At 67.7% G+C, this 13,507-nt stretch carries 11 protein-coding genes and 1 tRNA gene; 3 read left to right on the top strand and 9 right to left on the bottom strand.

The features are described from left to right. Positions 1 to 112 precede the first annotated feature (112 nt). A complete protein-coding gene (locus ACFO6Q_RS03540; RefSeq protein ID WP_380019137.1) occupies positions 113 to 2,026 on the top strand; it encodes a DUF6311 domain-containing protein in 1,914 nt (637 codons plus the stop codon). A 22-nt stretch (positions 2,027 to 2,048) separates the two neighbouring features. Here ACFO6Q_RS03540 and tsaB read toward each other — a convergent pair whose 3' ends face one another. Both tsaB and creD read right to left on the bottom strand, forming a co-directional pair. Next, positions 2,049 to 2,738, bottom strand: a complete 690-nt coding sequence (gene tsaB / locus ACFO6Q_RS03545; RefSeq protein ID WP_380019139.1) for a tRNA (adenosine(37)-N6)-threonylcarbamoyltransferase complex dimerization subunit type 1 TsaB — start codon at positions 2,736 to 2,738, stop codon at positions 2,049 to 2,051. Between the two features lie 26 nt (positions 2,739 to 2,764). Then, on the bottom strand, positions 2,765 to 4,084 hold the full coding sequence (creD, locus tag ACFO6Q_RS03550; protein WP_380019140.1) for a cell envelope integrity protein CreD: 1,320 nt from the start codon (positions 4,082 to 4,084) through the stop codon (positions 2,765 to 2,767). A gap of 191 nt (positions 4,085 to 4,275) precedes the next feature. On the opposite strand from creD, the gene ACFO6Q_RS03555 reads away from it, so the two are divergent. After that, positions 4,276 to 4,779 (top strand): hypothetical protein, encoded by a 504-nt coding sequence (locus tag ACFO6Q_RS03555; protein WP_380019141.1) that lies wholly within the window; start codon positions 4,276 to 4,278, stop codon positions 4,777 to 4,779. A 610-nt stretch (positions 4,780 to 5,389) separates the two neighbouring features. Then, a complete protein-coding gene (locus tag ACFO6Q_RS03560; RefSeq protein WP_380019142.1) occupies positions 5,390 to 7,744 on the top strand; it encodes a hypothetical protein in 2,355 nt (784 codons plus the stop codon). 377 nt (positions 7,745 to 8,121) lie between these two features. Here the strand turns inward: ACFO6Q_RS03560 and ACFO6Q_RS03565 are convergent. The 7 genes from ACFO6Q_RS03565 to tolA all read right to left on the bottom strand — a co-directional run bounded on the left by ACFO6Q_RS03565 (position 8,122) and on the right by tolA (position 13,505). Continuing rightward, positions 8,122 to 8,196 (bottom strand) — tRNA-Lys (locus ACFO6Q_RS03565). Positions 8,197 to 8,254: 58 nt separating this feature from the next. After that, positions 8,255 to 8,929, bottom strand: a complete 675-nt coding sequence (gene queC / locus ACFO6Q_RS03570; RefSeq protein ID WP_380019143.1) for a 7-cyano-7-deazaguanine synthase QueC — start codon at positions 8,927 to 8,929, stop codon at positions 8,255 to 8,257. A gap of 25 nt (positions 8,930 to 8,954) precedes the next feature. After that, positions 8,955 to 9,659, bottom strand: coding sequence for a 7-carboxy-7-deazaguanine synthase QueE (gene queE / locus ACFO6Q_RS03575; protein WP_380019144.1), 705 nt, complete (start codon positions 9,657 to 9,659; stop codon positions 8,955 to 8,957). 10 nt (positions 9,660 to 9,669) lie between these two features. Continuing rightward, positions 9,670 to 10,551, bottom strand: coding sequence for a tol-pal system protein YbgF (ybgF, locus tag ACFO6Q_RS03580; RefSeq protein WP_380019145.1), 882 nt, complete (start codon positions 10,549 to 10,551; stop codon positions 9,670 to 9,672). Positions 10,552 to 10,611: 60 nt separating this feature from the next. Further along, positions 10,612 to 11,127: a peptidoglycan-associated lipoprotein Pal gene (gene pal / locus ACFO6Q_RS03585; RefSeq protein ID WP_380019146.1), complete on the bottom strand. Its 516-nt coding sequence runs from the start codon at positions 11,125 to 11,127 to the stop codon at positions 10,612 to 10,614. Between the two features lie 111 nt (positions 11,128 to 11,238). Beyond that, a complete protein-coding gene (tolB, locus tag ACFO6Q_RS03590; protein ID WP_380019148.1) occupies positions 11,239 to 12,564 on the bottom strand; it encodes a Tol-Pal system beta propeller repeat protein TolB in 1,326 nt (441 codons plus the stop codon). A gap of 5 nt (positions 12,565 to 12,569) precedes the next feature. Beyond that, the gene (gene tolA / locus ACFO6Q_RS03595) at positions 12,570 to 13,505 is read right to left on the bottom strand and encodes a cell envelope integrity protein TolA (RefSeq protein ID WP_380019149.1); all 936 of its coding nucleotides are present in this window, start codon (positions 13,503 to 13,505) and stop codon (positions 12,570 to 12,572) included. Between the last annotated feature and the right edge of the window lie 2 nt (positions 13,506 to 13,507).

The following is a 13,507-nucleotide window of genomic DNA, read 5'->3' on the forward strand; positions in this document are numbered from 1 at the left end:
TGACCGATTATAGGCACTCGTGCGCGACGATGCGGCGCACATCCGCGTCGATAGCCGCGAAGCACTGCAGCACGCAGTGCGCACGACTGCCAATCGAGCCGCCGGGACCGCGATGGAACGCACGACCTCTTCCGATCTCCGACGCGGAGATCGCGGCCCGGCGCCCGTCCGCACGACGCAGGCCTGGTGGATCGAAGCCGTGGTGTACGCCTCGGTCTGCGCCCTGCTGCTGTTCGACGCGCTGCATCTGCTCGATCGCGTGGCCGCAGCGGGCGCGGCGGTTCCGGGTCTTGCGCCGGACCGCGCGCTGATTCTCGTCGCCGTGCTGGCCCTGCTCGGTTTCGGCACGGTCTCGGCGCGCCGCCAGGAGGTCGACCGCCCGCTCGCCTTCGGCATCGGCGCCGCCTGTGGCCTGATCTTCTTCGCGCGCACGCTGGGCACGGCGCTGGCCGACCCGACGGCGATCGGCTGGCTGCTCGGCGCCGATCTGGCCCAGCACTACAGCGGCTGGGCGATGTTCCGCGACGCGCCGTGGCACTGGCCGCCCGGCCTGATGCCCGAGCTGTGGTATCCGGTCGGCACCTCGATCGCGTACACGGACTCGCTGCCCTTGCTGGCGCTGCTGCTCAAACCGCTGTCGCCGTGGCTGCCGCAGCCGTTCCAGTACATCGGCCTGTGGCTGATGGGCAACTGCGTGCTGCAGGGCGGCGTGGCCGCGCTGCTGCTGACACGGACCACGCGGCGTCCTGCGGCCATCCTCGCCGGCGCCATGCTGTTCGTGTCGGCGCCGCTGCTGATCAGCCGGCTCGGCCACGACACCCTCACCACGCAGTGGCTGCTGCTGCTCTCGCTGTGGTTCTACTTCCGCACCGATCCGCCGGTGCGGCTGGCGGCGGAGATGCGCCCGTGGCTGCTGATTGCCGGCGCGGCGATCCTGGTGCATCCGTATCTCGCCTCGATGGCGGTGGCGATCCAGGTCGCTTACTGGATCCGCCGCGTAAGCATCGATCGCGCGCGCACGCCGCGCGACGCGGCGATCGCTCTCGGCGTCACCCTGGCCGTGCTCGTCGCGCTGCTGTGGTTCAGCGGCGCGATGGTCATCCGTTCGGCCGACAGCGCCGGCGGTGTCGCGTACGGGCGTTATTCGTTCAACCTGCTCGGCTTCTTCAACCCGATGGGGCATTCGCGGCTGCTGCCGACCCTGCCGTCGCTGCCCGAGCAGTACGAAGGCTTCGCGTTTCCGGGTCTGGGCGTGCTCGCGCTCGGACTGTGGCTGCTCGTCGACGCCGTGCTGCGTCGGCGTCCGCCGCGCCTGGAACCGTCCTGGCGGCCGCTGGCGCTGGTCGCTTTCGCGCTGTGCCTGTTCGCCGCGAGCAGCGTAACGGCGATCGGCTCGCTGGTGCTGCTGGACCGGCCGATCGACAGTCCGCTGTTCGGCCCGTTCCGCGCCTCGGGGCGTTTCGTCTGGATCGCCTACTACGCGCTGATCCTGCTCGTGGTGTCCAGTGCGATCCGCCGCTACCGGCCGGCGGCGGCCGCGTCACTGCTCGCACTGGCGCTGACCGCGCAGCTCGCCGATCTTTCGCCGACACACCTGCACTACGCGAAGACGCGGCTGCGCGCGAACGCGGAAGTCCCCGGAACCCGGCTCGGCGATGCGCGCTGGGCCGCGCTCGCCGAAGGACGCCGCCACCTGACCCTGCTGCCACCGGCCGCCTGCGGCGAAGCCGCCGGACCGTACCTGCCGTTCCAGCTGTTCGCCGCGCAACACCGCCTCACGCTCAACACCGGCTATCTCGCGCGCTGGAACGACCGCGCGACGCAGGACTACTGCGGCGATCTCGCCAGCCGGTCCGACGCCGGCCTCTGGAGCCCGGACGACATCTACGTCATCGGCCCGGACAGGCGCTGGAAGGAACGCTTCGAGCGCACGCCGCCGCCGTTCTCGTGCGAGAAGCTCGACGGCTACGACGCGTGCGTGGTCGACGAGGCGAAGACGCTCGCATCATCGCCGCCCGCCGGCTGACGCGGCACCGCGTTCCGCGCGCTCAGCGGCGGCGCTGCTCGTCGAGGGTCAGCGCGACCTTGTCGCGCAGGTAGACCGGCAGCGCCTGCTCGGCGGCCACGCCGCGGCCCTCGCGCGCCAGCGGCTCGGCCAGGCGCGCCACATCGGCCGCCTGCGGGTAGCGTTCGCCGTCGGCCCAGGCCGGCGGCGCCGGCAGGCGCGCCGCGAGCGCCGTCGCATAGCCGGCCCAGCCGCTGCCGATCACGTTCCACGCCGGCGACGCTGGCAGGGACAGGGCCTCGGCGGCGCCGACGGACTCCGGTCCGATCGCCTCGACCAGCCCGTCGTCGCCGCGCCGGAACGTGCCGGCGTAGACCTCGCCCATGCGCGCGTCGATCACCGCGAGTACGTCGGCGCCGTTCGGCGGTGCCTGCATCGCCAGTGCCGCCAGCGACGACACCGGCACCACCGGCAGGTCGAGCGCGAGCGCGATGCCCTGCGCCGCCGAGACCGCCAGGCGCACGCCGGTGAACGCTCCCGGCCCGCAGCCGACCGCGAGCACGTCGAGATCGGCGCGGCGCAGGCCGGCCTCCGCCAGCAGCGCCTCGCACATCGGCAGCAGCAGCTCGGCGTGACGGCGCGGCGCCAGTTCGCTGCGTTCGAGCAGCCGTCCGCCGACCAGCAGGGCGGCGGAGCAGGATTCGGTGGCGGTTTCGATCGCGAGCAGGTTCATCCGTGCGAGTGTAGCGGCGCCGACGCCTACGCGCCTCGTGCGGTCGGGCCCATCGCGTACCAGTCCACGCGTCGGGTGAGGTACATCAGGGCGGTCACGGTGGCCAGCAGGGCCAGCGCGCCCATCAGCAGCGCGTAGTCCTCGCTGGCGACCAGACCGTAGAGCAGCGCGTAGACCAGCGCGAGCAGGCCGCCGAGGACGAAGCCCGAACGCCGCTGCGCCAGCACCGCCGCCGCGTAGCCACCGACCAGGCACACCGTCGCGGCTGCCGCGGCGAGATAGGCGAGCGCGAACCCGATCTGCTCGGACAGCGCGAGCAGCACGACGTAGAACGTGCACAGCGCGACGCCGACCAGCAGGTACTGCACCGCGTGCACGCGCAGCCCGCGCAGCACCTCGAACAGGAAGAAGGCGACGAAGGTCAGCGCGATGAACAGCACGCCGTATTTCCCCGCGCGCACGTTCTGCTGGTACGGGCCGGCCGGACGCACCAGGCTGACGCCGAACGCGCTGTCGCCGAGCGCGATGCCGGCCGCTTCGCTCTCGCTCCAGCGCTGCGCGATGCGGCGGTTCAGGTCGAGCACCTGCCAGTTCGCCTCGAAACCCTTCGCGTCGATGCGATGTCCGGCCGGCAGGAAGGCACCGTCGAAGCCGGGATCGGGCCACGCGCCGGCCGCGCGCAGTTCGGTCTGGCGCGCCAGCGGCAGAACCGCGAGCCGCTCGCTGCCGGCCAGGGTCAGCTCGAACGCGAACGGAAGCTGCGGCGCCAGCGACGACGGGTCGACAACGAGCGGAGCGGCGATCGCGGCCACACCGGCGACGCCGCCGGCATCGGGACCGAAGCCGAGTTCGCGATCGGCGAAGCGCAGCGGCGAGACGCGGCGAATGCCGCGCACGTCGGCGACCGGCACGCGCAGTTCGGCGCGCTGCCACTGCACCTCGCGGCCGGGGCCTTCCAGCGCCGCCAGGTCGGCCGCCGCGAAGCGCCCCTCCACGTTCAGCTCGGCGACGTAGACCACGGTTTCGTACAGGCCGTAGCGGCGCACTTCCGGCGCAAGGTTCGCGCGCAGGCCGAGCCGGTCCGGCAGCAGGTACTCGCGCGTCTCCACCGTCACCGTCGCCTCACCCTGGCGCTGCCGCGTCTGCACCGGCACCACCAGCACCGGACCGCCGACCAGCTGCTGGCCGCCCCAGCGCGCGGCGATCTGCGCCGTCGCCTCGTGCGCCCGCCCCTCGCGCTCGCGGATCAGGTCATTCACCTGCGCCAGCGGAATCAGCATCAGCAGGGCCAGCAGGCCGATGCCGAGCACCTTGAAAGTCACGCTGTGGACCAGCCGCGTCGTCATCGTCGAACTCCGTCATCGAGGTGACGGGATTGCAGCCGGCCGCGGCGGCCGCACGCGGACCGATTCGGGCGGCGCGCGGGCGACGCGGCGACCAAACGAAGGCTCTGCGCCCTTGCGAAAACTTGACCACCCGGCGCCTGCGCCGGTGGTAGGCTGCCGGCGCCGGGGGATGCCATTGGCGAGGAGGAATGATGGATCCGATCAGCGAGCGCGTGCTGTGGTTCGTCCTGGGTCTGTTGGCCGGCTGGCTCTCGGCATGGCTGTTCGCCGCGCGACGCCGCGGCGACACGCCTCCGTCGCCGCGCCCCGAGTTGCACTCGCCGCTGCCCGAACCCGCGCCACGGCCGGCCGAGCCGCCGCCGGATCTGGACTATCCGCACGCACCGGGCATCGCCCGCCTCATCGACGTCGGCGCCGCGCGCGCGGCCGGCTTCAACATGAAGCACGCCGAAGACCTGACCATCATCGAAGGCATCGGCCCGAAGATCGACGACCTGCTGCGCGCGAACGGCGTCGCCGGCTTCGTCGAGCTCGCGCAGATCGACGAGGCGGACCTGCTCGAGATCCTCGATCGTGGCGGACCGTACTTCCGCTACGCCAACCCCTCCAGCTGGGCCCGGCAGGCCGTGCTAGTGGTCGAGAATCGCTGGAGCGAGCTGAAACAGCTGCAGCACGAGCTGAGCGGGCTGCCGTAGCGTCATCGCGGCCGCGCCGGCCGCTCAGCCCACGCTTGCGCCGCCGGGCGCCCTTCCTGCGCGTCGGTCCATCGAGTCGCCGCTCGATGCGCAGCGGATTTCGTCGAAGCCCGCACGGAGCTTTTCGCCGGCCGGAAAACGGCAGTGGCCCCGTCGGCAAACGGCAGCGGCGACCTCTCGGCAGGTCGCCGCGTCCGCGCCTCGGGGGCCGCCGCGAGCTTCACAGACGAAGATGGCCTTGTCACCGAACCCGCCGCACAAGACAGGCGCCAGCGATCAGCACTCTGGCGCCCCGCAACGAATTTGTTCAATGGCGCCGCGCAATGCCGTCCACGTAGGGTGGACGCGGACGTCCGGTCGCACCTCGAAGCGTGGCTCCGACGCCGGTTCGGCCGACGGGAATCCCCAAGCTCGCCGGCCGCGTTCGAAGCGGCATCGACGTCCATCCGGAAGGCCTCGCGAGAGGCCTTTCGTTTTTTTGCGGGGGTAGCCGGCGACGCGCTCGCAAGAGATTTTCCGCGCCCGCCTGCGGCCTGCTCCGGTCGCAATCTTCGCGACGCGAACGGCTTATACCGTCACACACCTCCCGCGCGTGCGGGAGGACGATTCAGTGCTGGAGACCATCGCGTCCTACCGGCTCCGACGATCCACACCAGAAGGGGAACAACCAATGATATTGCCGAAATGGGCTACCTTCTTCGCTTGTGCTGCCCTGACCGCACTCCGGGCTTCCGACGCAAGCGGCACTTCTCCCACCACGCCCTTCCAGTACTGGCAGGACCCATGCGGGTACGGCATTCCGACTCCCTATGTCGGCGACATATCGAGAATGACGGAAGCCGTTGCAATGCTGGTTCCCAAAGCTTATCTCAAGAAGCGACCGGATGATCCTAATTACTACTATTTCACGGAGACTTCTCCAAACGTAAATTATCCAGGATCAGATGATCCGGGCGATCCGGCGTCAGGTGTTCCACTCGCAGGAGACTCCCCTTTCTTGAACGAAACCCGATACGCGCCAAGAGGAAGATCGGCCTTTCTCATTTCACCCAACGTCGTGGTGACTGCAGCGCACAGCCCCAACCCGCCAGGCGCGGAGGGGAATTTTGACCCCAGGAATTTCTGGGTCGTTTTTGACATGAGAGAGAAGCCGACCGCACCAGGAGTATGTACTCCGCCAAACGGGGAATACATTCCGGCGGAAAACGTGTACGAGGCAAAACCCTTCAACCAGATGCCCGTCGGAGACGCATTGATCGCCGACACGATGCTCTACTACCGCCAACCTGAGGCAGGCGGCGGCACCTTACCTCTATTTATTGACTATGCCGCCTTCTACCTGAACAGGGCTGCGCCCTCCAGCCGTCGCTACTTGAGAATTCGCGATCACGGTCATCTGGCCGCTTATGACAACTTCGCGATTCTTGGCCATCCCTATCGATTGCCGGCAAAGCTTCTCTTCGGCATGACCTACACCAAGGACGAGTCAATATACCAATACCCATCCTACACGTCGCCGAATTTCGCCGACTTCTATCTGATGGACGGAATGTCCGGGGCCCCCGTATACAACGTCGATCGCGACTACGTCGAGGTCGCAGCATCCGGCTACTCTGGCAAAGGATGTACGAATTTTGTCGAACCAAACTCCACATTCAATCCCACAAACACCTGGCTCATGCGCGACGGTTGTGACCAGACCGTACTTCCTGGAGAAAGAGTGCAGACGGGAGTGAACCCGGGATCGATCGCATATCTGACCAGCCTGGTATCCACGCCGTATCTCCGAGTGGAGCCACTCGACGACGTCACATACGTCCTCCCGGTCAATGGAAGCCCAACGCCCACGCAGACGACCTACACCGCCACGGCATCGTCCTCCGCAGCGGCCAATACCATCGTGTCTGCATACCTCTCCGCCCCACCCAGCGGGCAGCCCGCCTTCCTGCAACTGGGGGGTTACAACACGCCGCTGACACCGGGCAGCTCGACCAACATCACGGTCACTGCCAGCGTGCCCAGCAGTACTGCATGCGGCATCTACGATCGCTACGTGACCGTCGGAGACCTGACCCACAGTTTCAGCGACACCATGCGTCATCGGTTCGAGATCGGCATGACCGACTTCACCGTCACTCCGGATGACACACCCGACGTCTACGCCGTAACGGCCCCGTCGTTTCCCGAGAGCCTGACTTACACTTTGACGAATACGCGGCCTACCGCGGTGACGGTCGAGGTGTTCTCGAGCCAATCCTGGCTTTCCATCACGCCTTCCAGCACCATCGTACTTGCACCTGCCGGACAATCCGGCTCGGCCAAGAGCGTCGTCGTCAAGCCGAGCACGGCCGCCTATTCCCTTCCTGTCGGCGACTACCCGTTCACCGTGACCTTCGACGGGCAGGGAACGTGCCAACTGAATGTCCCGGTGCAGCGAGCGGGCGTTCTTCATAGAGGTGTCATTCGGTATGGAAAGTCCTTCAGTATTCCCGTACCCAGTCCGACTCCTGCAAATGCCCCTGTCACCGATGCCTTCACTATTGCGGCGACGTTCTGCACTTCGGACGTAAAGGTTCGATTCCGTTCGAAATATGCAGGAGAGGACCATACGACCGGATGGGGGCTTCCTTGGAGCATTCTGGCACCCAGCATGCGCATCTTCATCGACAAAACCGGAAATCAGGGCGTTACCAGCCAAGTGTGGAATCTCAACCCTCTTCCGTGGACCGTCCCCTACGAAGAGGGACCGGAAGAATCCACGATCGAAACATTGCAATTGGACCGCACGCAGAACACCCCCCCGACCGGAGCCGGCAGCCTTTCAATCTTCAACAACAAGGATGCCGCCGGACAATGGTCGTTCCGTTTCTATGACGACGGAATCCAGACCGTAAATACCGGCGTACTCGAGGGCTGGGAGATCGAGGTATACGGCTCTCCCTTCTGCAGTTCGGAAGGCGGCTGAGAACTTGGAAAGGGGGCGCTGGCGCGCCCCCTTTTCCTGGGGCTTGCCTGCAATCTTTCACGTTTCGCCGGCTGTTGCTTCGCTCGACCTAACGCTGCGGCTTTTTCTCGATCGGCGCACGACGTCGCTCCTATGACGCCGGGCATTTGCCGTGGCCGTGCAGCCGCCCCGCTTACGGTCGGCGTCACCTGCATCGTTTCGCGCGGCGTGCTAACCGGCCTCGTCGTCAACTCGGCATGGATGCCAGCAACGCCGCCCTTCTCGACGGGCATCACTTCGCACATCGAAGACCGGGTAGATTGAGTCCAGAATCTCCGACGGCGACAAACCTCGGAAGAGCCGAGCGCATGCGAATTCGGGCGACGTGAAGGGATGAATGGTGGGCCGTGATGGGATCGAACCATCGACCAACGGATTAAAAGTCCGCTGCTCTACCGCTGAGCTAACGGCCCACAGATCGGTGCGCTCCGCGGTGCCGCGGGGGTCGCGCAGTTTACCTGCTCGACCCGTTCAGCGGTAGCGCGTGGGGTCGGCGACGCCGGCGGCGGCGAAGCCTTGCGCGCGCAGGCGGCAGGCGTCGCAATGCGCGCAGGCAAGGCCGTCGTCGTCGGCCTGGTAGCACGACACCGTCTGCGCGAAATCGACGCCCAGGCGCAGTCCTTCGCGCACGATGTCGGCCTTGCCGAGCGCCATCAGCGGGGCATGCACGCGCAAGGCGTGCCCTTCGACGCCGGCCTTGGTGGCGAGATTGGCGAGCCGCTCGAACGCGGCGACGAATTCGGGCCGGCAGTCGGGGTAGCCGGAGTAGTCGACGGCGTTGACGCCGCAATGGATGTCCTGCGCGCCGAGCACCTCGGCCCAGCCGAGGGCGATCGAGAGCATGATGGTGTTGCGCGCCGGAACGTAGGTGACCGGGATGCCGTCACCGCCGTCGGCCGGCACGTCGATGTCGTCGGTCAGCGCCGAGCCGCCGATGCTGCGCAGGTCGACGTGCACGGTCTTGTGCGTGCGTGCGCCGAGCATCGCGGCGACGCGACGCGCGGCGTCCAGTTCGGAGGAATGACGCTGGCCGTAGGCGACGCTGAGCGCGTAGCACTCAAAACCCTGTTCGCGCGCGAGCGCGAGCACGACGGCGGAGTCCATGCCGCCGGAAACCAGCACGACGGCGCGTTTCGTTTCCTGCATCGGTTCTTCTCCTTGGCGGGCCGGCTCAGCGACCCGGCTCGCTGCCCCACAGCAGCTTGTGCAGCTGCAGCTGCATGCGCACCGGAAGGCGATCGGCGAGGATCCACTCGGCGAGTTCACGCGGCGCGACGCGTCCGTGCACGGGCGAGAACAGCACCTGGCAACGCTCGGACAGGCGATGCCCGGCGACGCATTCGCGCGCCCACTCGTAGTCGGTGCGATCGGCGATCACGATCTTGAGCTGGTCGTGCGGCCGCAGCGCGTCGAGGTTCGACCACAGGTTGCGCGCGACCTCGCCCGAACCGGGCGCCTTCAGGTCGACCACCTTGCGCACGCGCGCGTCGACCTCGGCCACGTCGAGCGCGCCGGACGTCTCCAGCGACACTTCGTAGCCGTCGTCGCACAGCTGCGTGAGCAGCGCCAGGCAGCGCTTCTGCGACAGAGGCTCGCCGCCGGTCACGCAGACGTGGCGCGCACCATGGCTGGCGACCTCGGCGAGCACGTCGGCGAACGTCCGCCACGTGCCGCCGTGGAACGAGTATTCGGTGTCGCACCAGACGCAGCGCAGCGGGCAGCCGGTGAGGCGCACGAACACGGTCGGCCAGCCGACCGCATCGGCTTCGCCCTGCAGCGAATGGAAGATCTCGGTGACGCGCAGGCGCGGCTCGGCCGGCGCGGAAGCGGGCGTGGCGGCGTCTGCCGCGTCGAGATGAGCGGCGACGCCTTTCATCACGCCGCGCTCAGGGGCGCGCTTCCATCTTCAGCGCGCGCAACCGTCCCTGCGCCAGGCGCGCGACGGTCGTGTCGGGATAGCTCTGCACGACCTTGTTCAAGGTCGCCTCGGCCGAGTCCCACTGCTTCTGCTCGTACTGCGAATAGCCGATCTTGAGCAGCGCGTCGGGCGCCTTCTGGCTGTTCGGATAGCGCTGCAACAGGGTCTCGAACGACTCCTGCGCGATCGGGTAGTTCTGCGTGACGTAGTAGGACTCGCCCAGCCAGTAGTAGGCGTTGCCGGTCAGCTCGCCGCTCGGATACTGGTCGATGAAGGTCTTGAAGCGGCGCGCCGATTCGGCGTAGCGGCCGTCCTTCAGCGCCGCGAACGCGTCGTTGTAGGCGGCAGTCTCGGCGGCCGGATCGGCTGGCGCTGCGGCCGGTGCGGACTCGCCCGGTGCGATGGCGGCGCGATCCTCGGCGGAAAGCTCGCCCACGCCGGAACTCGGCGCAAAGCGCGCGTCGCGCGGCGGCGGCGTGGTCGGATTGCTCCGGCTGGCCGGACCGCCCAGTTCGACGTCCGGCGGATTGTCGTTGCGCGGCGCCGGCGCGTTCGAGGCCGCGGCCGGCGGCGGGGCATGGCCGCCGCCTTCGAGGCGGCCGATGCGCGAATCCAGATCGACGTACTGATCCTTGCTGCGCTGCTTGGCCTGGTCGAGCGCGTGCTTGAGCTCCTCGACCTGGCCCTGCAGCGACTGCACCTGCGACTGCAGCGCCTGGATCTGGTTGACCAGATCGACCGCGTTGCCGCCGCTCTGGCCGCCCGCCTGCTGTTCGAGGCGATCGACGCGCTCGGCCAGCGACAGGCGCTGTGCTTCCGCGCGGGGAGCGAACAGCACAACGGCGGCCATCAGGGCCGCCGCTGCACTCACTGTGGACTTCAGTGACGTCATCGGATCACTTCGCGGACATTACTTGGCGGTGTAGACGATCTCGACGCGACGGTTCTTCGACCAGCACGACTCGTCGTGCTGACGGCAGACCGGGCGCTCTTCGCCGTAGCTGACCACGTTGAGCTGCGAGGACGAGGCGCCGGCGGCGCTGAGCGCGCCCTGCACCGCGTTGCCGCGGCGCTCGCCGAGGCCGAGGTTGTACTCGCGCGAACCGCGCTCGTCGGCGTTGCCTTCCAGCGACACGCGAGCCTGCGGGAACTGGCGCAGGAACTCGGCGTGGCAGCGCATCTGCTCCTGGAATTCCGGCTTGATCTCGGTGCGGTCGAGGTCGAAGTAGACCACGCGCTGGCGCAGGCAGGAATCGGTGTCCAGATCGCTGAGCTTGTAGCGACCATTCTGGTCGACCGGAGCGGTTTCGGTCGGCGCGGTGGTAGTGTCGACCGGAGTGGCTTCCGGCTTCACGACCTTCTTCTTGCAGGCCGCAACGCCGGCAACGAGAAGGACGGCAAATGCGATGCGCACGGTATTGTTCATGGTGTTCCCCTCAACTGGGCAGGAGTGACAGGACAGGACAGTAGGATCATTTTCTTCGAATCGCTCGCAGCCGGTTCGTCACCGGCCACGATTCTTCACGCATTGCAAGAGTCAGCGCTGGCGGAACGGACCCCAGGACGGCTCGCGCACGTCACCTTCGGCAAGCCCGAGGCGCTGACGCACGCGCCCGTCGGCCGACACCGCATACAGCACGCCGCGTGAACCTTCGCTGGCGGCATACAGCAGCATGCTTCCGTTGGGAGCGAAACTCGGGGCTTCATCTTGGCTGCCCGGCGACACCAGGTTGTACTGGTTGGTCGTCCGGTCGAGGACCGCAATACGATACACGTTTCCGCTGCCCTGCACCATTGCGAGCTTGAGGCCCTTGGCCTCCACGACGGTCGGGCTGGCGTTGTACTGGCCTTCGAACGTGACCCGGGCCGGCTCCCCGCCGCCGGGCGAAACCTGGTAGATCTGCGGCTTGCCGGAGCGGTCCGAGGTGAAGTACAGGGTCTGCCCGTCCGGCGCCCAGGTCGGCTCGGTGTCGATCGCGAAATGGCGGGTGACCTGCGTGGTCTGGCGGCTGCCCAGGTCCATCACGTAGATGTCCGGATTGCCCCCCTTCGACAGCGACAGCGCCAGGCGCGAACCGTCCGGCGAGAACGCCGGCGCGCTGTTGATGCCCTTGCTGTTGGAAACGACCTGGCGCGAGCCGGTGCCCAGGTCCTGCACGTAGACGCTGGAATTGCCGCTCTCGAACGAGACGTAGGCGATCTTGCGGCCGTCCGGCGACCAGGTCGGCGACAGCAGCGATTCGCGCGAGCGCACCACCACCTGCGGGTTGTAGCCGTCCGAATCGGCGACCATCAGCGCGTACTGGTAGTTCGGCGCCGAGCCGGTCGCGGTGATGTAGGCGATGCGCGTCCAGAATGCGCCGCGCACGCCGAGGATCTTCTCGTAGATGGCGTCGGCGACCTGGTGCGCGATGTCACGCAGGCCGGTGCGCTGGCCGCTGATCGCGCCTTCGGCGAGCTTCTGCTGCTTGGCCACGTCCAGCAGCTCCCACTCCACGCGCAGGCCGCCGTCGCCGCCGTCGGTCATGCGCCCGATCACCAGGTAGTCCTGCTTGAGCAGGCGCCAGGTGGCGAACTTGACCTCGGCCTGGCGCGTCGGGAACTCGACGATGTCGTTCTTCGGCAAGGTGCGGAACTGGCCCGAGCGGGCGAGGTCGGCGCGCACGATCTCGCCGGGATTGGACTCCGGCGGCACGCTGGCGCCCTCGAAGCCGAACGGAACGACGGCGACCGGCAGGGCCGAGGCGTTGCCGTTCGTGATGTCGACCGTCAGGCCGCCGCTCTGCGCGTAAACGCTCGTGCCGAGCGCCACACCGGCCAGCAGCAAGACGATTCGAGCCAACCACCCATTCCGCTTTGTCATCGGGATCATCCGTCGTATCTGAAGTTGAACTGGACCGCGCGCTGGAACACTTTCTCGTAGCCCTGGTACGGCAGCGGCGCTGCCTTCATGACCGCCTGCTCGATCGAATTGCGCGTCGGCTGGTCGGCATTGCAGGGCGAGCCGACCGTCACAGAAATCACGTCGCCTCCGGGAATCTGCACGATGTTGAGCGTGCAGCGCAGACCCGCCGAGGCGCTGTCGGGGCGGTTCCAGCTCTGCGTGACCGCCGCCTGGATCGCCGCCGCGTAGCGCGCCGCCAGATCGTTGTCCTGGCCGCCGGCTCCGGTCTGCGCCTGCGGCGCCTCGTGCTCGGCCTCCGGCTGCGCCGGAAGGTTTTCCGCCGCGGCACGATTGCTGTTCTCCAGCTTCGCCAATTTGGTCCGCTCCTGCTTCAGCGCCTTCTCGGCCGCCTCGCGCTGCTTTTTCAGATCGGCGAGCTGCTTGAGCTTTTCTTCCCTGAGCTTCTTTTCTTTCTCTTCCTGCTCGAGCTCGATCTGCCGTTGACGCTGCTTTTCCTCTTGTTCCTTCTTCTGCTCCTCGGCCTTCTGCTCGGCCAAGGCGGCGATCTTCTGCTGGTCCACCAGGTCCTGCTTCTGCACCGGGGCCGGCGTTTCCTTCTGCGGCTTGGGCGCAGGCGGTTCGGGCCTGGGCGGCTCCGGCTGCGCCGCCGCCGGCTCCGGCTTGGGCGGTTCCGGCACCGGTTTGGGCGGCGTCGGCCGGCGCGCGCCGGACTTCGGCGCCGCGGTCGGTCCGACCAGGGTCGCCTCGATCACCGGCCCGGGCATCACGACCGGCTTGCTCGTGTGCGTCCACCACAGCCCGATCAGCAGGCCGAGCACCACGAGCAGGTGCAGACCGATCGCAAATCCGAACGCCCGCGCCTTGTCGCCGAAGCTTTCGATCTGGTGCGCGCTCTCCATCC

The organism is Dokdonella ginsengisoli, from assembly GCF_042652785.1.
Taxonomy (GTDB): Bacteria; Pseudomonadota; Gammaproteobacteria; order Xanthomonadales; family Rhodanobacteraceae; genus Dokdonella_A; species Dokdonella_A ginsengisoli.

Excerpts from the sequence above, each read along its gene's own strand:
- pal (WP_380019146.1), bottom strand. The coding sequence starts at position 11,127 with ATGAACAATACCGTGCGCATCGCATTTGCCGTCCTTCTCGTTGCCGGC.
- ybgF (WP_380019145.1), bottom strand. The coding sequence starts at position 10,551 with ATGGCCGCCGTTGTGCTGTTCGCTCCCCGCGCGGAAGCACAGCGCCTG.
- tolA (WP_380019149.1), bottom strand. The coding sequence starts at position 13,505 with ATGGAGAGCGCGCACCAGATCGAAAGCTTCGGCGACAAGGCGCGGGCG.
- ACFO6Q_RS03555 (WP_380019141.1), top strand. The coding sequence starts at position 4,276 with ATGGATCCGATCAGCGAGCGCGTGCTGTGGTTCGTCCTGGGTCTGTTG.
- queC (WP_380019143.1), bottom strand. The coding sequence starts at position 8,929 with ATGCAGGAAACGAAACGCGCCGTCGTGCTGGTTTCCGGCGGCATGGAC.
- tolB (WP_380019148.1), bottom strand. The coding sequence starts at position 12,564 with ATGACAAAGCGGAATGGGTGGTTGGCTCGAATCGTCTTGCTGCTGGCC.
- ACFO6Q_RS03540 (WP_380019137.1), top strand. The coding sequence starts at position 113 with ATGGAACGCACGACCTCTTCCGATCTCCGACGCGGAGATCGCGGCCCG.
- creD (WP_380019140.1), bottom strand. The coding sequence starts at position 4,084 with ATGACGACGCGGCTGGTCCACAGCGTGACTTTCAAGGTGCTCGGCATC.
- queE (WP_380019144.1), bottom strand. The coding sequence starts at position 9,659 with ATGAAAGGCGTCGCCGCTCATCTCGACGCGGCAGACGCCGCCACGCCC.
- tsaB (WP_380019139.1), bottom strand. The coding sequence starts at position 2,738 with ATGAACCTGCTCGCGATCGAAACCGCCACCGAATCCTGCTCCGCCGCC.